Below are 17673 nucleotides of genomic sequence, written 5' to 3'. Positions count from 1 at the left end.
AAAACCCAGCAGTGATAAAACATTGCTGGGTTTTTGTCATTGTTAATCTTTTTACCATTAGGCTATATTAATTACTAAATTTGCGACTGTTATAAATACCTTTCGATTTGGTATTCACAATTAACAACACAAAATTTATAATTATTTTCCATCTACATAATCTTGTAAATAACTAAATCTAGGCGTCAATTTTCCTTTTTCGGTGATTTTGGCTCTTTGAAGAATACCGTCTTTATCACTATTAAAAAAGGCTGGAATTACATGTTCCATGAACATCTCACCAAAACCTTCGCTGGCATCTTTTGGTAATTCGCATGGCAAATTATCAACTGCCATTACAACTACGGCAGCAGGATGAAATATATCAACTTCTTTATTTTCAGCAGATAAATATCCATACAAGGGTTCTGCAATAGTTGATGATCTAAGCGTAGATGCAACCGGACCATTGACATCACAGGAAATATCAGCAACCACTTTTATTTTACAATCATTAGATTGAAGCATTTCCTGAGTAAGAATTAGTGGTGCTTCATTGGCATAATAATGACCGGCAATAAAAATCTCTGTTACTTTTGTGAATTTTTCGAAATCAGAAACATATTCCTTTGGATTATTATAAAAATCATTGAAATCCAATACTTGACCGTCTTTACGTTTATTATAATCCAATACATCAATTTGAGTGTAAACGGGCTGTGTATAATTTTTCGTTAAGTAATTTTCAACAGAAACTTCTTTAATTTTTATAGCATCCAAAATTTCTTTTGCTCCGTTCCCCACTTTTCCGGTGCCGGTAATAACAAACTTTAAAGGTGGCAAAACCACACGTTTTAAATGCGCTATTAATGCTTCTTTTCCAGAGAGCGTTTCCGCTTTCGGGATTTTAAACAAGCTAAATTTTATTCCAAAAGCTCTGATACTATTATAAGCACCTACAATTCCGGCATATCTCCCAAAACCTATTAATCGGCGATTGTTAGCATCAACAATCGTTTCATGATCATACAAATCAATATTTTTCTCAAGTATAGCCTGGAGCAATTTTCTGTTATAAGGTTGCTTTTTTATGGTATGAGAAAAGAAAAAATACGATTTATTAGGAATTAGATCTTCTACAGGAACTTCTTTTACACCAAAAAAAACATCACAATCACTAATATCACTTGCAACTTCAATTCCTAAGTTTTTGTATTGCTCGTCAGTAAAAATTCTAATATCTGAACTTTCTACTTTTATTGAAGCGTCTTGATATCGCTGTCTTATTTTGGCCAATTCATTTGGTGAAAAAACAACTCTTCTGTCTGGTGGATTTTTTCTCTCTTTTATAATTCCGAATTTCATTTTTAAATGCTTTATTTATGATTTAATATAACTTAATATCGCTAATTTGTTACAAATATAACAAATAAGATTAAATTTAATTTATTTTTTTAATAAATTTATAATTCTGAAACTATTAAAAGCTGATGTCCATAAAGATAGAAAACGGCTAATGCAAGACAGTGATAAAATAGTGTTAAGGTTTTGGAAAAAAAATAAATCAACAGAGATTGATTCTATATATTTGCCTTTCTAGCACTACAGAAATGAATTTTATAAAAAACGCAAATATACTACAAATACTCATCCTTACATTAGTTTTGAGTTCTTGTACAAAAGAGAAGAAAAAAGTACAAATAAGCGATGCACAACTACCCAAGAGTACCTTGCCTAAAATGAAACCTTTAACGAATGAAAATCCTAAATTAACGGCTGAATACATTAATTCTAAAAAAAGATCAGTAGAATCTTTTTATAATAAAACGTGGCCCAATCATAGTGCAAATGGAAGTTTTCTTGTTGCTCAAAATGGTCAAATAATCTATGAAAATTACGAGGGTTATGCCAATAAAAGAGACAAAAGATTAATAACAAGTACTACTCCACTTCACTTGGCCTCTGTGAGCAAAGTACTAACTGCAACTGCAGTTTTGAAGCTAATTAATGCGAAGAGGATTGATTTAGATCAAAAGGTAAATACCATCCTAAAAGAATTTCCTTATCCTGATGTTACTATAAAAACCCTTTTGGACCACAGAAGCGGAATGAGGAACTACGCCTATTTTACAGATCGCGATAAAACGGTATGGGACAGACATAACAGACTGACTAATCAAGATATTTTAACTATCATGGCTACTAAAGATATTGGATTGGAGTTTAAAACAGACACGCGCTTCAGCTATTGCAATACTAATTATGCCATGTTGGCATTGATAATAGAGAAAATAACCAAGCTTCCCTACAAAGAAGCAATGAGACAAATTATTTTCAAACCATTAGGAATGAAAAATACTTATGTCTTTGATTACGAACGAGATAAAGACACTATTGCGCCGTCCTATAAGGGAAATGGAGTCGAAATAGGTAAAGATTATTTAGATGCCGTTTACGGGGATAAAAACATTTATTCGACGCCCCGAGATTTATTAAAATTTGACAGAGCAAGAAATTCCGGAGTATTTTTAAATCCAAAGTTATTCAAAGAAGTTTTTGAGGGATACAGCAATGAACGCGCAGGAGAAAAGAATTACGGTCTCGGTATTCGAATAATAAATTGGAAAACAGGACAAAATTTTTATTTCCATAACGGTTGGTGGCATGGTAATACATCATCATATGTTACTTTGCAAAAAGAGAAAGTTACCATTATAGCGTTGTCTAATAAATTCACAACAAGAACTTATCAGGTCAGGAAGCTATCTAGGTTATTTGGTGATTATCCATTCCCATTGGGCAAGGGAGAAAAAGAGGAATGATTTTTGATAAATATATTCTAAATAGAAATGGCAGAATTCAACTAAAATAGAATACATTTGCAAACTCAAATTAAATTTTGGGAAATAATAAAAAAAGGGGTCGACTGGTTTTGACAGCAAGTCGAATTGAAAAGTAAGCACGTCGAGAACTGGGACAATTCTCGTTAATAAAAGGTCTCAAAACACTTACACGGCGAAGGAAACTACGCTCTTGCTGCATAATCTGAATCATAGTAAGATTAGCCTCGTTCCTATTAGATAGGAAAGCAGGATTTACCTCGAAAGCTTTGGTTTATAGCGGTCGATATAGGTGAATCGTAAATTTAAACCTAGATTTCTATAAGCTTCGGGTGGATTTCGAAATTAAGAAGATAAGTATAGTGTGGCTGTTTCTGGCCTAGCACAATATCGAAAACTCAATCAGGAAATAAGCGCGTAGAAAGCTTTTTAGTTGCTTGTTTGGACCCGAGTTCGATTCTCGGCGACTCCACTTTAAAAAATCCATTTTACTGCCAGTAAAATGGATTTTTTATTTTTATTAAAACCATCTTTATAATTGACGATAGCAATACCGACACAATTATAAATTTTGTAGTTTTACTCCCTATATTTGAACTATTCTGTGAAAAATAAATTAATCAATATTCCTCCAATACCTGCTGTGCTCATCGCTATAATTAGCGTTCAGTCTGGGGCAGCAATCGCGAAAGGTCTTTTTCCTTCCATCGGTGCTGCCGGAACCGCCTCCCTGAGAATTGGCATATCCGCCTTAATCTTGTTATCGGTTTATAGACCAAATCTGTTGAAGATTGCCCCTAAGCAATGGAAATTTGTGATTCCATACGGTTTATCCTTGGGAGCAATGAATTTAGTTTTTTACCTCGCAATAGAGCGGATTCCAATTGGACTAGCGGTAACGTTAGAATTCATAGGCCCACTATTAGTAGCCGTTTTAGGTTCAAAACGCTTAATTGATTTTTTTTGGGTACTGCTTGCAGCAGCTGGAATTGTTTTGATTGCTCCATGGTCAAGTAATGGAATAGATATTTTAGGAGTTTTATATGCACTTTTAGCAGGAGGACTTTGGGCTGCTTATATTATTTTAGGCGGGAAAATTTCAAAAATTATGAAAGGTGGTGATGCCGTTGCAACAGGTATGCTTTTTGCCGCAGTACTTATTGTTCCTTTTGGAGTTATGGGAAATGGATTAACTAGTCTCACACCAAAACTTTTTTCTTTAGGTATTGCACTCGCCCTTTTATCAAGTGCTATTCCTTTTACTTTAGAAATGAAAGCACTTGGCCAGCTACCAGCCCGAACATTTAGTATTTTAATGAGTTTAGAACCTGCAGCAGCGTCAATTTTTGGACTTATTTTTCTGCATGAATACCTAACTTTTAATGAGATTTTGGCTGTCTTTTTTGTTGTAATCGCTTCTGCCGGATCTACAATTACTTCTAGAAGTAAAAAATAGATATCTTTTAAAATTCGTATTACAACTAGAACTATTCTGTAAAATTTTTATATCAAAAAACTTACAAAATTAGCTGTAGCACTTTAGATCACGATAATTAGTATTAAATTGGAAGTGACCAAAATTAATCCAAATGGTAAAACTTTTTAATTAAATAGTTGAGGAGAAAATAAAGCAAAGTGCCTACCAAGGCAAAGGAAAGCATGAAACTAACTAAGTTTATAACAATATTAGGAATAAACTTCAATCTGGGATGCGTAAAGTAAGGCTCCCGATGCAGTCTTTCGTGAATGTGGCTTTTTGCTATTTTGATTTTCTTTTTTATGATTCAGTGATTTTAAAGATAACCAAAAATGGTACACTATGATTGTATCGTTAATTCCTACTTTGAACATCCTAAATTAAGCAATTAATTTAATATAAACGAATTCAGAAATGAAAAAAGAGAATTACCCGACGGAAATCCTCTGTTTGATTTCTCTGTTTATTTTAGAATTCCAGTACTTTATATTTTTTTTATATTCCCTTTATTCTTTAAAAATATAACTTCTATAATTTTGCTGGCCATTCCGGCATCTATCTTAAGTTGTTTTGATAAAACTTCAATTATGCTTTTTTCTTCTTCCCCGAGTAAGCCGTCAGAAATTACAATTTCCAAAGCAAGGGCAAATAACGTTTCTTTATCTTCTTTAATTACTTCACAACAAGCAGTAATATATTTTAATTGTCCAAGTTCCGTTTTTAAAAGGGACGATTTGGCATAAAGCGGTGAAATATCAATTCCAACAAATTTCTCTTTAGAATATAACAATTTGGATAATGATACTGTTTCAGAATCCTTAATTTGATTGTCAGCGGAAATACAAGCATATAAAATTCCAACCCAAGCATCCAGTTCTGAGATTACGGGATTTATAACAGTGTTATTTTTTTCTTCAAATTTATCAGATAAGCTCATGTTTTATTTTTTGTTTAAAGTTACTGCTAACCTCTGTATACATTGCTCGGATTTGGGAATAAATTACCATTTGGTTAGTGGGTTAAATCCAATTTTCTTGAAGGCAACTATTGCTGTTCCATTCTACAACCGTTTTTTTGTTTCCTTTCAAGGCTAACTAAACCGTAGCTGGATGCGGTAAACGATTTTTTTTTATTCAAAAAACTTAAATTCCATAAAAAAACCATCTTATTCCTAAAAACAAGATAGTTTCTTTATATATATATATATGAAAATTATAAACTAATCCATTACTTTATAAAAAAATATTTCTGGAGTGCCTACTACTCCGGCATCCACCATTAGCTTTTTCTTTGCCTCAGATTTTATATTTTCTTTGGCTTTTTTCATATCCGTGATAGCAAACACTACGGTCACCATATTCGGATCATCTATTCCTCGAGCTAATCCTCTGTCAATAAAACCTTCTTCCATCCTTTTAGCAGTTCCTTCGGCATCGTATACTTTTAGCCAAACATCAAAATCTTTTACTTTATGTGTAACCATCACTCTATCTTTCTGGTCAATTGGCGTATCATCATTTCGTATCACCTCATAATAAGAAAATTCAGGTTTACTAATCACTCCTGCTTTTTTCATTGCTTCTTTTAGGTATGGAAGTGCGCTGAAATCTTTCGCTTTTTGCAAATCGATAAATTTTGTTGCTGTCACAATCTTATTGGCATCATCTGTTCCTCTTCCTACCATATAATGTGAAATAGCATAAGCCGTTCGTATCGAATCATGAGCATCGTATTCTTTTCTCCATTTATCATAATCAGCTACTTTGTGCTTAATTACCATCACTTTAAAAGGTTCAAATACTGCAACAGCGGTAGCAGTATCCTTAGGCATTGTCTCTTCAGTTTCTATTTTTTCTGTCTTTTTGTTTTTACAAGATAAAAATGAAGCGACCAAAAATACTATCAAAACTGGTTTTAAAAATTTTTCAATGTTTTTCATACTATTATTTTTTAAATTGTTTTTATTACGTAAATATAACGATAAATACTGATAATCAGGTGTTTACTATTTATTTTAGACGCAAAATTATTTTTCGCCTACTTGTATAATTCACTGAATTCTTTAAATACCAATTTTACAGAAGAACAATATCATTATATTCGCAAATAATTAGGATGATTAATCATCACTATCTCTTTTGTTTAAAACGGATTAGGGTTTCTTTTATTAATTTTAAGAATGAATATTGAGTAATTAAATAATATCAAAATTTATAAAATGAAAAAAAAAATAATACAATTGATATTATTAATACTGCCTTTTTTATGTAACGCTCAAGAATATATAGATCTATTTTCCGTAAATTATGGAAAATCCCAAAAAACTACTTTTGAAAATTCATTTGTTACTACCCTCATATCTACATTTCAAACGAATCTTACTTTACCTATTGTTTTAAATGAAAAATATACAGCTATCACTGGCGTAAATTTTAGCAGCTATAATTTACAATTATTTCCTGATGCCAACAATAATAATCTATATTCAACAAATTTAAGAGCTGGTTTAAGAATAAGCCACGGCGAACACTGGAGCGAAATATATCTTTTTCTCCCAAAAGTCGCTTCCGATTATATCAATCTAAGCAATGAAGATATTTACCTGGGTGGTTTGGCGTTATTAAAGTATAAAAGAGACGAAAACTTTGGTTATAGTTTTGGACTTTATGGCAGTACAGAAGCTTATGGTTTATCTATGGTTCCAATTCTTGGCCTCTATTATCATAGTCCGAACAAACGATTTGAGATGAATTTCTTCATGCCAAACGATGCCGATATCAATTATAGTCTGACTGATAAAACAAGAATAGGTATTGATTTTCTAGGTCATGGAAACAGTTACAAACTTACAACCGATAATGTCCGTTCCAATTATGTAGAAAATAATTCAATAGATTTTTCTTCTTATGTGCAACGAAGCGTTTTCGACAATAAAATCCTTTTACGTCTAAAATTCGGATATTCTTTAAACCAGTTTAGGGTGTATCCGATAGATCAAAAACTTGATTTACAAATTCTAGCATTAAAATTTGGAGATAATCGCACCCGATTATTCGAAGACAAATCAAACACTATCCTTTTAAAGATAGAAGCCATCTATCGTTTTGATTTGAGCACCATTAAAAAATAAACGTTTTTTAAAAGCTTTTCTGTCAACAATTAATACTAGTGTCCAATAAAAAAAGCCGTTTCAAAAGATGAGACGGCTTCAATTTTTTAATAAAAAAAGATTACAAAATATAATCTGTATTGATAAAATTAGATTCTTTGCTATTTAGTAATTCTTGCAAAATGGCATTGTTATATTCATTGTCTTTAGAAGCTACAAAAGTTCTGATAGAGAACGAACGCAATGCATCGTGGATACTCAAAGTTCCCACTGCTGAATCTTTTCTTCCTGTAAAGGGGAAAACATCAGGTCCTCTTTGGCAAGAACTATTCAAGTTTACTCTGCAAACAAGATTCACTAAAGTATCAATAAGCGGCGCAATGGTTTTAATGTCTTTCCCAAACAAACTTACTTGCTGTCCGTAATTAGACTCCGCCATATCGTTTAAAGGCTCCTGAATGTCTTTAAAAGAAAGAATAGGCACAACTGGACCAAACTGTTCTTCATGATACAAACGCATTTCTTTGTTTATGGGAAACAAAACTGCTGGAAAAATATAATTCTCAGTATGCTCCCCTCCTTTTTCATTAATAATTTTTGCTCCTTTACTTGTAGCATCATCAATCAATCCTTGGATATAAGCTGGTTTTTCTTTTTCTGGCAAAGGAGTAAGAAATACTGATTTATCCCATGGATTTCCAAAAGTCAGTGCATCTACTTTGGCAGCAAAACGCTTATTGAATTCATCGGCTATTGATTCATGAACGTACAAGACTTTCAAGGCGGTGCAACGTTGACCATTAAATGATAATGAACCAGCTATACATTCTTGGATGGCCAAATCTAAATCGGCATCCGGAAGGATTATAGCAGGATTTTTTGCTTCTAAACCTAGTACTAAACGTAATCTATTTTTGTTTGGATGTTGATCTTGCAAAGCAATCGCCGATTTACTGTTTCCAATCAAAGCCAAAATATCAACTTTTCCTGATTTCATAATAGGCGACGCTACTTCTCGTCCTCTGCCGTATACAATGTTGATTGCTCCGGCAGGAAAACTGCTTCTGAATGCTTCTAACAAAGGAGAAATTAATAAAACACCATGTTTAGCCGGTTTAAAAATTACAGGATTACCCATAATCAATGCCGGAATAAGCAACGAAAAAGTTTCGTTCAACGGGTAATTATATGGGCCTAGGCACAATACAACACCAAGTGGTCCCCTACGAACCATAGCATTTATACCTTGCACTTTAGAGAAATGAGCACTTCGTGCATTTAATTCTTTGTAGCTATCAATTGTGTCGTAAATATATTCTACAGTTCTGTCAAATTCTTTTTCAGAATCTCCCAAAGATTTACCAATTTCCCACATCAAAAGCTTTACAACTTCTGTTCGAGTCGTTTTCATTTGAGTGACAAAATTTTCCATGCATTTGATACGATCCACAACTTTCATTGTAGGCCACAATCCTTGACCATTATTGTAAGCTGCAGATGCTGCTTCCACTGCTTCAATTGCTTCTTTTTCTCCCATAGAAGGAATAGATCCAAGTATAGTAGGCTCATACTTCTCTGTTGATGAGATAGTAGAAAAAACAGCCGAAGTTTGGCCTTCCCATTTTTTTAATTCACCATTAACTAAATATGTATCTTGATTTAATAACGTTGTAATCTGAAATTCTTCTGGTATTGCATTCATTGTAGGTCGTTTTTGTTTTTTGGTATTAAAATATAGGCAGATTTATACGCTACTCCGTTTTATGGTGCAACAATATCACCGTTCCAAGCCAAAATTCCCCCGGTTAAATTATAGGCATTTTCAATACCCAGTTCATTCATAACTTCGCAGGCTTTTGCGCTTCTTGCTCCAGAACGACAATAGACATAATAATTTTTACTTTTATCTAACGTTTCAATTTCATTTACAAAACCTTGTCCCAAATGAATATCAATATTTATGGCATTTGTTATAATTCCGTCATTGTATTCGTCCTCTGTTCTTACGTCTAGTATTACTGCATTCTCATCTGCTTCGAGCTGAGAAATCCAATCTTCTTGTGTTAAATTCATGATGATGTTTTTTGTAAAAATACGATGTTTTTAAATAACTATAAACAGTCCCAAATTAAATTATATAATAATTCAAAGAAAACGTTTTCGTTAAATACTAATAATCAGCAAATTACATTTTTACTTACGAAATTATTAAAATTTAGTCCATTAAATCTATAGGAAATAGAACTAATTTCTTCTAAAACTCTTTCTTTCTAAGTATAAATTTCAATTAAATAGTTCACCTGAATAACTAACTTTTTAGCTTACTTTTACAATACTTATCTTCATTATTTTTCAAAATAACAGTTCCTTTTTTAACCAAATACATTTAAAAAAATACCTTGCAATGCATGATTCTGATAATCTAAAAAAAATATTTCCATCATTTTCAGACGATCTTATAGATGAGATTGAAACGAATGCAATTCATCAATCTTATAAAGCTGGTGCTGTAATCATGCGTACAGGTCAATATATAAACAACACGATTTTAGTTACTAAAGGTCAGATTAAAATATATCGTGAAGGAGAAAATGGAGGGGAGTTTTTTATGTATTATTTACAACCTGGACAAGCTTGTGCAGTTTCAATGATATGTGCAACTAGAAGTCAAACAAGTCAGATTATGGCAAAAGTGGTGGAAGATGTTGAATTGATAATGATCCCGCTTTCCCTGATGGAAAAATGGATGATGCAATATCGTAGTTGGTATGAATTTGTCCTATTTACCTACCGCACCCGCTTTGAGGAAGTATTGGAAGTGTTAGACAGCATCGCATTTAGAGCCATGGATGAGCGATTAGAGTTTTATTTAAAACGTCACGCAGAGGCTTGCGGTTGCAAAGATTTGAAATTATCGCATCAAGAAATTGCTACGGAATTGAATACTTCCAGAGAAGTTATTTCTCGCTTGCTAAAAAAGATGGAGCAAAGAGGATTAGTTCGACTACATCGCAATCAAATTGAACTTTTGACATAAAAATTGTTCTATGTGATAAATGTTACTGTTTATAAAAATCATAGTAACAATCTTTGCAATAAAAAATTAAAGATGGAATATTTAGGTTATTTGGCTTCAATTATTATCGGACTTTCACTGGGTTTAATAGGCGGTGGCGGATCTATTCTCACCATACCCATTTTAGTTTACCTATTTAAAATCGAACCGGAATTAGCCACAAGTTATTCTTTATTCATAGTGGGAATCACCGCTTTATTTGGTTGCATCAGTCACTATAAAATGGGAAACCTTAAAATAAAATCAGCGCTATACTTCGCTATTCCTTCCGTATTTTCTATTTTGATTATCCGCGAAGTAATTTTTCCCAAAATAGCCTCTACAATTTTCTCTATCGCTTCCTATCAAGTTTCAAAAAATTTCTTGATAATGATTGTTTTTTCGGTACTTATGATGACTGCAGCTATATCGATGATTCGAAAAAGAAAAGCAATGGCGAATCCTCCAAAAACAAATTACACACAATTGGGACTAATTGGATTTATAGTGGGAATTGTAACTGGTTTTTTAGGTGCTGGCGGTGGGTTTTTAATCATTCCTGCTCTTTTATTTTTTGCTAATTTACCAATGAAACAAGCCGTAGGAACCTCACTACTTATTATTTTCATTAATTCAAGTATCGGTTTTGCTGGCGATTTATACATTGGCACACCTATTAATTATTCGTTTTTACTCGTGATTTCCAGTATTGCCTTTGTAGGAATGGTAATTGGAATCCAACTTTCAAAGAAAATTGACGGAGCCAAACTCAAACCAATATTTGGTTGGTTTATATTAGTCACGGGAATATACATTATTTTCAAAGAAATCCTTTTTAAATAAAACACTTTGTGTAACAATAGTCACTTATAAAATCAGATACAAGAATTACCTTTGTATAAGAATCTTAAATTATAAAATCATGCAGATAGAACAAATATATACAGGATGTCTAGCCCAAGGTGCTTACTATATAACTTCAAATGGTGAAGCGGCCATTATAGATCCGCTTCGCGAGATACAACCCTATTTAGACCGATTAGAACGTGATAATGTAAACCTTAAATATATTTTTGAAACTCATTTTCATGCTGATTTTGTTTCTGGGCATGTTGACTTAAGCAATTCAACGGGAGCACCAATTGTTTATGGCCCAACTGCCAATCCAGAATTTGAGGCAATAATAGCAATAGATAGTCAGGAATTTAAAATTGGAAATATCAAAATAAAAGCATTGCACACACCAGGCCATACCATGGAAAGCACGACTTACTTATTACTAGATGAGAACGGAAAAAAACATGCTATTTTCTCTGGGGATACTTTATTTATTGGGGATGTAGGAAGACCCGATTTAGCCCAAAAAGCGGCTCACATGACTCAGGAACAATTAGCCGGAATCTTATTCAATTCGTTAAGAACAAAAATAATGACTTTGCCCGATGATGTAATTGTATATCCAGCCCATGGTGCAGGAAGTGCTTGTGGTAAAAACATGAGTAAAGAAACCGTTTCGACTATTGGCAACCAAAAAGAGTCCAATTATGCTTTGAGAGCTAATATGACTGAAGCTGAATTCATCAAAGAAGTGACCGAGGGATTACTACCTCCTCCGCCCTATTTTGGGATGAATGTAGCAATGAACAAGCAAGGATACGAAAGCTTTGACAGCGTTCTACATAACGGAATGAAAGCCATTCCCGTAAACGATTTGGAAGCTGTAGTTGAAGAAACTGGCGCTTTGATTTTAGATACCAGAAAAAATGGAGATTTTGCCAAAGGCTTTATCCCACAATCTATAAACATAGGCATTGAAGGTGATTTTGCCCCATGGGTAGGTGGTTTAGTTGCCGATGTAAAACAAGCAATTATTCTTGTTACAGAAGCAGGTCAGGAAGAAGAGTCTGTAACTCGATTAAGCCGAGTAGGTTTTGACAATTTAATTGGCCATCTGGAAGGCGGTTTTAACGCTTGGAAAAAATCAGGAAAAGAAATCGACACTGTACACCGAATTACCGCAGAAGAGTTTGCTAAACAAGTCAAAATTGGTGAAAGCAAAGTAGTAGATATCCGCAAAGAAAGCGAGTATTGTGCGGAACATGTTGAAGAAGCTTACTGTAAACCTTTGGCGAGCATAAATGAATGGGTAAAAGATATCAATCCTAAAGAACCTTTTTTCTTGCATTGTGCAGGTGGTTACCGCAGTATGATTGCCGCTTCAATCTTACAAGCGCGTGGTTTCAGGAATTTTACAGAAATAGAAGGAGGATTTAATGCTATAGCAAAAACTGATTTACCAAAAACTGATTTTGTATGTCAAAGCAAAGTCTTTTAGCGACTACATTTTAGTATAATTACTGCGAAAATAACTGGATATCAAAAAATTATATCTTAAATTTACTATAGGTTTTTACTCAATTTTAATGCGTTAAATTTATATCCAAATGAAAAAAAACATGGGTTCCACCGACAGAATTATTCGTATCGCTTTAGCAATTTTAATAGCTGTATTGTATTTAACCAATACTATCAGTGGTACAATTGCGCTAATTTTAGGTGCATTTGCAATTATTTTTATAATAACCAGTTTTATTAGTGTTTGCCCATTGTATATGCCTTTCAGGATTTCAACCCGCAAAAAAATTATAGAATGAAAGAGGTACAGTGTTGTGTTGTTTCATGTGAAAAACCGCTTGATGCAACCTATTGGGAAGCACAATACAAAGCGAAGTTAACGGGATGGGATTTGGGACTAATATCTCCACCCATAAAAACCTATATAGATGAACTAGAGAATAAAAACAGTAGCATTTTAATTCCAGGATGTGGCAATTCCTATGAAGCAGAATACCTTTTGCAAAAAGGATTTACCAATATCACCGTTATTGATATTGCGCCAACATTGGTTGGGGTTTTGAAAGACAAGTTCAAAAACAACCCAAATATTCAGATTATATTAGGGGATTTTTTTGAACACAAAGAAAAATATGACTTAATTATTGAGCAGACTTTTTTCTGTGCTCTGCCTCCTATTATGCGTCAAAAATATGTGTGGAAAATGCATCAACTTTTGGTTGATGAAGGAAAATTGGCAGGGTTACTCTTTAATAGAACATTTGAAGTAAGTCCCCCTTTTGGCGGAAGCAAAGAAGAATATGAGAAGCTTTTCGCTGTTGCTTTTGACTTTTTGAAAATAGATGTTTGTCTAAATTCTATTTTGCCTAGAGCCAATTCGGAATTATTTTTCGAATTGAAAAAGAACAAAGCAGTCAAAATTAACCTTTATAAATTTAGTGGCATTACTTGCAGGGATTGCATGGAAGCAGTTACTAAAAAGTTTGCAACAATTAACGGAATATTAAATACAAGCATGACCAATGATTTTGCTGAAGTGTTAATAGTCAGTAAAAATGAAATTGCAATCGAAACACTTCAAAATGCAGTTTCCTTTGATGAAAAGTATAAAATTGAATAAATATGAAATTAAATTTTAGTGCAGATAATTGGAAAGAATTAGTATTTTCTAATTGGCATGTTATGCGTTGGGTACGTTTAGCGTTCTCTCTATTTTTATTTACCCAAGCTTTTATACTTAGAGAATGGATGTTCATCGCTTTTGGGGTATTTTTTTTCTTGCAGGCGATTTTAAATTTAGGTTGCAGTTCTAATGGCTGCACTATTCCAAAACAATAAAAACACTAAAGATGAGTAATTTCGATACTATAATCAAATCAGATAAGCCTGTTTTAATAGACTTTTTTGCAAGCTGGTGTGGGCCATGTAAAATGCTTGGACCTATTTTGAAAGAAGTAAAAGATAGTCTGGGAGATCGCATTTCCATTATAAAAATTGATGTAGACAAAAATCAACAAATTGCTTCTCAATACCAAGTTCGTGGTGTCCCAACTATGATTTTATTTCAAAACGGCAAACAGTTATGGAGACAATCCGGAGTTCTAAACAAAGAAGATATCATTAAAATTATATTAGAAAAAAGTAACTAGCAACTTACTTTGTACATTGTTCTTACAGGACTTGCGCTATAACTTCTACGCCTCTAAATTCAAACTTTTACTGGCGTTTAACGGCGGATTAAGACCTAATAATTGTGTAAAAAAAAGCTGAATTCTTTTTTTTATCTTCAAAATTAGTATGGAAAACCAACCGAAATACCGACTTTCAAAATCCGAATCTTCATTTGTAAGAGAACCACTATCCCATTTTAAAAACTTACTTTTCACGTTTAAAGTACAATACAACTTTATTAAAGCATTTCGCAAAATGCATTTTATTGGTCCCTGTGTTACTGTTTTTGGTTCTGCCCGTTTTGGTCCCGAAACAAACCATTATCAAGATGCAGTCAGAATTGGGGCAGCACTAGCTAAACTTGGTTTTACCGTTATGACTGGTGGCGGACCCGGCATAATGGAAGCCGCAAATAAGGGTGCTTATGAAGCGGGTGGATATTCCGTGGGATGCAATATTGTGCTGCCCATCGAACAAAAACCAAATCCTTATCTGCATAAATGGATTTATATCCCTTACTTTTTTGTGCGAAAAGTTATTTTGATAAAATATTCATATGGATTTGTTGTAATGCCTGGCGGATTAGGAACTTTGGATGAATTGTTTGAAGCGCTGACGCTAATCCAAAATAAAATAATCAATAGTTTTCCAGTTGTAATTTATGATTCGTTATATCACAAAGAACTTTCTCACCATATTCAAATAATGTCGGACAACGAAAGTATAAGTCGCGAAGACATGAAGTTATTATTCATTACTGATTCTGTGGAAGATTTGATAGCCCATATTAAAAAACACTCCATTAAAAAATTTGGTTTAAAAAAACAACCTTATAAATCAAAATGGTGGTTCGTAGAAAAAAGAAAAAAATAGTTGAATTACCTCATCAATAAATCTTTTACATACCTGATTAATAGTCATTCCATTGGTAACTATTACTTGGCAATGTTTCCTGTTTAATAATTTATTTCACCCATTTATGCAAAATTTGTTCTAATTCAGACTGAATAATGGGTTTAGAAATATAGTCATTCATTCCTGAATTCAAACATTTTTCTTTCTCTTCAACAAATATTCCGGCAGTCAAAGCAATTATGGGTGGGTCTTCAGAATGACCTAATTTTCTTATTTCAAGTGTTGTTTCAAAACCATTTTTTTTCGGCATTTGTATGTCCATTAAAATGATATCTAGTTTCTCTTTTTTATATAATTTTATAGCTTCTTTTCCATCAGAAGCTTCAAAAATTATACAATTAGGAATTATTCTTTTTATTAATTTTTTGGCCAACAGCATATTAATTCTATTGTCTTCCACAATCAATATTTTGCTCTGCTTATGGCTCGCAACTCCCGATTCTATATTTTTTTCGATTACATCTGAAACTGCGGCTTTTAGATTTCGTTTCTTGCTTGATTTTTTTAATTCGATTGAGAAATTAAAATCACTACCTCTACCATAAAGGCTATTTAGACTTAACTTGCTTCCCATTAATTCCAACAATTGGTTAGAAATGGCCAATCCTAACCCTGTACCTCCAAATTTTCGGGTGGTTGATGTATCTTCCTGAACAAAAGAATGAAATATTTTTTCTTGATTATGGTGTTTTATCCCTATCCCAGTATCTTTGACTGAAAAATTAATAGTAGCATATTTTTTTGAGGAAGAAGCTATTTCTTTAATTTCTAATTGAATTTTGCCTACTCGAGTAAATTTTAACGCGTTACCAATCAAATTTACAATGATTTGTTTCAAACGAACGGAATCGGCATAGATGAATTGAGGCACATCTGACTCTATATTTAAGATTAAGTCAATATTTTTTAAATTTGCCTGATGTTTAAAAAGGCTAATCACTTGATGTGCTAGTGAAAAAAGATCAACTTCTTCAATATTTAATTCTAGTTTACCTGCTTCAATTTTAGAAAAATCTAAAACATCATTAATTATATCCATTAAAATAATGGCAGATTCATTGACTATATTTATGTATTCCGCTTGATTATTATCAAGATTTGTTTTCATTAACAAATCCGTAAAACCTATAATTCCATTCAATGGAGTCCTAATTTCATGACTCATATTGGTTAAAAAATTTGATTTAGCTTTGTTCGCAGATTCCGCTTGTAGTTTGGCTTTTATTAATTCTTTTTCCAAAAGCTTAATATCGGTAATATCAATAAAGCTTGTCACTATCTCCGTTAATTCATTATTATTGTTCGTTACAGGAAATCCGTTGACTAAAAGCAAAATAATATCATTTGTGAGGGGCCTATTAACTCCAACTATAAAATTTTTGAGGGATTTTCCAGTGCTTAAAATTTGATTTACCGGATATTCTTCAATTGGCAAGGGAGTATTATTTTCATCTAAAAATTTCCATTCAGAGTCAAATAATAATCCTCTTCTCATTTGCTCTTCGCTTAGTCCAAGCAATTCTGCCGCCTTAGGATTACTCATAATAATAAAAGTGCCTATATCATGAACAAGAATACCTTCATCAAAATTATTCAGTAAATTTCTATAGCGTTCCTCGCTTTCTCTTAATGCTAATTCCGCTAACTTAAGTTCAGTTATATCAACTACCGTTATATGACATTGATTTCCGCCGTCAAAAACGCAACCGCTAAGAAAACCATAAAAAACTGATTTGTCATTTGGTAATAGATTGACTTCACACGATTCTTTAATGTTACTTTTGAAGGTTTTTTCTAAAAATTTATTAAAAACACTTTTTGTATCATCTGAAACAAAAAATCCAAACTGACTGTTTATTAATTTCGAACGTACTTTCCCCAGCATATTGGAGCCCGTAAGATTGGCATCAAGAACTTTTCCTGTTTCAGAAAGTATAAAATACCCCGAAGGTGCAAAGTCATATAATTTGGTATATTTATCGATTGCTATTTCGGCCTGTTCTTTTGCTAATAGAAGCTCTTCATTTTGCAATTCGAGCTCAATCTGATGTAGTTCTAATTCGTGAATTAGCTTCAAATTTTCCGCTTGTGAGAAAATCGAATCAGACTCTACTAGTTGTTTTTTTTCTAGCAATTTCGCTGCTTTTTGTCTCAGAGTTGTTAAGACTTTCGATTTGTTTTTAAAATTTTCCATTTTTTTAGCTTTTTTTAAACAAATAATCTCATGCTAACTTATTGCTATTTCGGAAATTAAATTAATTTGTATATGCTT

At 32.8% G+C, this 17673-nt stretch carries 17 protein-coding genes and 1 other RNA gene; 12 read left to right on the top strand and 6 right to left on the bottom strand.

All coding sequences use genetic code 11. The features are described 5' to 3' along the window. Window positions 1–141 precede the first annotated feature (141 nt). On the bottom strand, window positions 142–1344 hold the full coding sequence (locus ACFX5D_RS06740) for an NAD(P)-dependent oxidoreductase (protein ID WP_379857464.1): 1203 nt from the start codon (window positions 1342–1344) through the stop codon (window positions 142–144). A gap of 245 nt (window positions 1345–1589) precedes the next feature. On the opposite strand from ACFX5D_RS06740, the gene ACFX5D_RS06735 reads away from it, so the two are divergent. The 3 genes from ACFX5D_RS06735 (at window position 1590) to ACFX5D_RS06725 (ending at window position 4275) form a co-directional block, all read left to right on the top strand. Next, complete coding sequence (locus tag ACFX5D_RS06735) at window positions 1590–2801, top strand: serine hydrolase domain-containing protein (RefSeq protein ID WP_379857463.1); 1212 nt, start codon at window positions 1590–1592, stop codon at window positions 2799–2801. A gap of 96 nt (window positions 2802–2897) precedes the next feature. Next, window positions 2898–3294: a transfer-messenger RNA gene (ssrA, locus tag ACFX5D_RS06730) on the top strand. 129 nt (window positions 3295–3423) lie between these two features. After that, window positions 3424–4275, top strand: a complete 852-nt coding sequence (locus ACFX5D_RS06725) for an EamA family transporter (RefSeq protein WP_379857665.1) — start codon at window positions 3424–3426, stop codon at window positions 4273–4275. A 505-nt stretch (window positions 4276–4780) separates the two neighbouring features. Here the strand turns inward: ACFX5D_RS06725 and ACFX5D_RS06720 are convergent. Beyond that, the gene (locus ACFX5D_RS06720) at window positions 4781–5233 is read right to left on the bottom strand and encodes a hypothetical protein (RefSeq protein ID WP_379857462.1); all 453 of its coding nucleotides are present in this window, start codon (window positions 5231–5233) and stop codon (window positions 4781–4783) included. 282 nt (window positions 5234–5515) lie between these two features. Then, a complete protein-coding gene (locus ACFX5D_RS06715; protein ID WP_379857461.1) occupies window positions 5516–6235 on the bottom strand; it encodes a hypothetical protein in 720 nt (239 codons plus the stop codon). 279 nt (window positions 6236–6514) lie between these two features. Between ACFX5D_RS06715 and ACFX5D_RS06710 the strand changes: the two genes are divergently transcribed. Further along, entirely contained in the window at window positions 6515–7426 is a 912-nt protein-coding gene (locus ACFX5D_RS06710; protein WP_379857460.1) for a DUF6268 family outer membrane beta-barrel protein, read from the top strand. Window positions 7427–7526: 100 nt separating this feature from the next. Here the strand turns inward: ACFX5D_RS06710 and ACFX5D_RS06705 are convergent, their stop codons facing one another. Continuing rightward, window positions 7527–9107 (bottom strand): NADP-dependent glyceraldehyde-3-phosphate dehydrogenase, encoded by a 1581-nt coding sequence (locus ACFX5D_RS06705; protein WP_379857459.1) that lies wholly within the window; start codon window positions 9105–9107, stop codon window positions 7527–7529. Between the two features lie 59 nt (window positions 9108–9166). Continuing rightward, a complete protein-coding gene (locus ACFX5D_RS06700) occupies window positions 9167–9478 on the bottom strand; it encodes a rhodanese-like domain-containing protein (protein ID WP_379857458.1) in 312 nt (103 codons plus the stop codon). 331 nt (window positions 9479–9809) lie between these two features. Between ACFX5D_RS06700 and ACFX5D_RS06695 the strand changes: the two genes are divergently transcribed. The 8 genes from ACFX5D_RS06695 to ACFX5D_RS06660 all read left to right on the top strand — a co-directional run bounded on the left by ACFX5D_RS06695 (window position 9810) and on the right by ACFX5D_RS06660 (window position 15359). Then, complete coding sequence (locus ACFX5D_RS06695; RefSeq protein WP_379857457.1) at window positions 9810–10442, top strand: Crp/Fnr family transcriptional regulator; 633 nt, start codon at window positions 9810–9812, stop codon at window positions 10440–10442. A gap of 72 nt (window positions 10443–10514) precedes the next feature. Beyond that, on the top strand, window positions 10515–11303 hold the full coding sequence (locus ACFX5D_RS06690) for a sulfite exporter TauE/SafE family protein (RefSeq protein WP_379857456.1): 789 nt from the start codon (window positions 10515–10517) through the stop codon (window positions 11301–11303). 79 nt (window positions 11304–11382) lie between these two features. After that, window positions 11383–12795, top strand: a complete 1413-nt coding sequence (locus tag ACFX5D_RS06685) for an MBL fold metallo-hydrolase (RefSeq protein ID WP_379857455.1) — start codon at window positions 11383–11385, stop codon at window positions 12793–12795. Between the two features lie 109 nt (window positions 12796–12904). Beyond that, window positions 12905–13114: a YgaP-like transmembrane domain gene (locus ACFX5D_RS06680; protein WP_379857454.1), complete on the top strand. Its 210-nt coding sequence runs from the start codon at window positions 12905–12907 to the stop codon at window positions 13112–13114. Continuing rightward, a complete protein-coding gene (locus tag ACFX5D_RS06675; RefSeq protein ID WP_379857453.1) occupies window positions 13111–13935 on the top strand; it encodes a methyltransferase domain-containing protein in 825 nt (274 codons plus the stop codon). The genes ACFX5D_RS06680 and ACFX5D_RS06675 overlap by 4 nt, the downstream gene beginning before the upstream one ends. Window positions 13936–13937: 2 nt before the next feature. After that, complete coding sequence (locus ACFX5D_RS06670; protein WP_379857452.1) at window positions 13938–14153, top strand: hypothetical protein; 216 nt, start codon at window positions 13938–13940, stop codon at window positions 14151–14153. 11 nt (window positions 14154–14164) lie between these two features. Beyond that, complete coding sequence (trxA, locus tag ACFX5D_RS06665; RefSeq protein WP_379857451.1) at window positions 14165–14464, top strand: thioredoxin; 300 nt, start codon at window positions 14165–14167, stop codon at window positions 14462–14464. Between the two features lie 148 nt (window positions 14465–14612). Continuing rightward, complete coding sequence (locus ACFX5D_RS06660; RefSeq protein ID WP_379857450.1) at window positions 14613–15359, top strand: LOG family protein; 747 nt, start codon at window positions 14613–14615, stop codon at window positions 15357–15359. A 91-nt stretch (window positions 15360–15450) separates the two neighbouring features. On the opposite strand, the gene ACFX5D_RS06655 is transcribed toward ACFX5D_RS06660, so the two are convergent. Next, entirely contained in the window at window positions 15451–17595 is a 2145-nt protein-coding gene (locus tag ACFX5D_RS06655) for a response regulator (RefSeq protein WP_379857449.1), read from the bottom strand. Window positions 17596–17673 lie beyond the last annotated feature (78 nt).

The sequence above is a fragment of the Flavobacterium fructosi genome (genome assembly GCF_042787335.1).
GTDB lineage: Bacteria > Bacteroidota > Bacteroidia > Flavobacteriales > Flavobacteriaceae > Flavobacterium > Flavobacterium fructosi.
Note: the sequence above shows the minus strand (reverse complement) of the source record. Positions and strands in the feature narration are given on the sequence as shown.

Coding starts and splice junctions, on each gene's coding strand:
- ACFX5D_RS06740 (WP_379857464.1), bottom strand. CDS start 1,344: ATGAAATTCGGAATTATAAAAGAGAGAAAAAATCCACCAGACAGAAGA.
- ACFX5D_RS06735 (WP_379857463.1), top strand. CDS start 1,590: ATGAATTTTATAAAAAACGCAAATATACTACAAATACTCATCCTTACA.
- ACFX5D_RS06720 (WP_379857462.1), bottom strand. CDS start 5,233: ATGAGCTTATCTGATAAATTTGAAGAAAAAAATAACACTGTTATAAAT.
- ACFX5D_RS06715 (WP_379857461.1), bottom strand. CDS start 6,235: ATGAAAAACATTGAAAAATTTTTAAAACCAGTTTTGATAGTATTTTTG.
- ACFX5D_RS06710 (WP_379857460.1), top strand. CDS start 6,515: ATGAAAAAAAAAATAATACAATTGATATTATTAATACTGCCTTTTTTA.
- ACFX5D_RS06705 (WP_379857459.1), bottom strand. CDS start 9,107: ATGAATGCAATACCAGAAGAATTTCAGATTACAACGTTATTAAATCAA.
- ACFX5D_RS06700 (WP_379857458.1), bottom strand. CDS start 9,478: ATGAATTTAACACAAGAAGATTGGATTTCTCAGCTCGAAGCAGATGAG.
- ACFX5D_RS06695 (WP_379857457.1), top strand. CDS start 9,810: ATGCATGATTCTGATAATCTAAAAAAAATATTTCCATCATTTTCAGAC.
- ACFX5D_RS06690 (WP_379857456.1), top strand. CDS start 10,515: ATGGAATATTTAGGTTATTTGGCTTCAATTATTATCGGACTTTCACTG.
- ACFX5D_RS06685 (WP_379857455.1), top strand. CDS start 11,383: ATGCAGATAGAACAAATATATACAGGATGTCTAGCCCAAGGTGCTTAC.
- ACFX5D_RS06680 (WP_379857454.1), top strand. CDS start 12,905: ATGAAAAAAAACATGGGTTCCACCGACAGAATTATTCGTATCGCTTTA.
- ACFX5D_RS06675 (WP_379857453.1), top strand. CDS start 13,111: ATGAAAGAGGTACAGTGTTGTGTTGTTTCATGTGAAAAACCGCTTGAT.
- ACFX5D_RS06670 (WP_379857452.1), top strand. CDS start 13,938: ATGAAATTAAATTTTAGTGCAGATAATTGGAAAGAATTAGTATTTTCT.
- trxA (WP_379857451.1), top strand. CDS start 14,165: ATGAGTAATTTCGATACTATAATCAAATCAGATAAGCCTGTTTTAATA.
- ACFX5D_RS06660 (WP_379857450.1), top strand. CDS start 14,613: ATGGAAAACCAACCGAAATACCGACTTTCAAAATCCGAATCTTCATTT.
- ACFX5D_RS06655 (WP_379857449.1), bottom strand. CDS start 17,595: ATGGAAAATTTTAAAAACAAATCGAAAGTCTTAACAACTCTGAGACAA.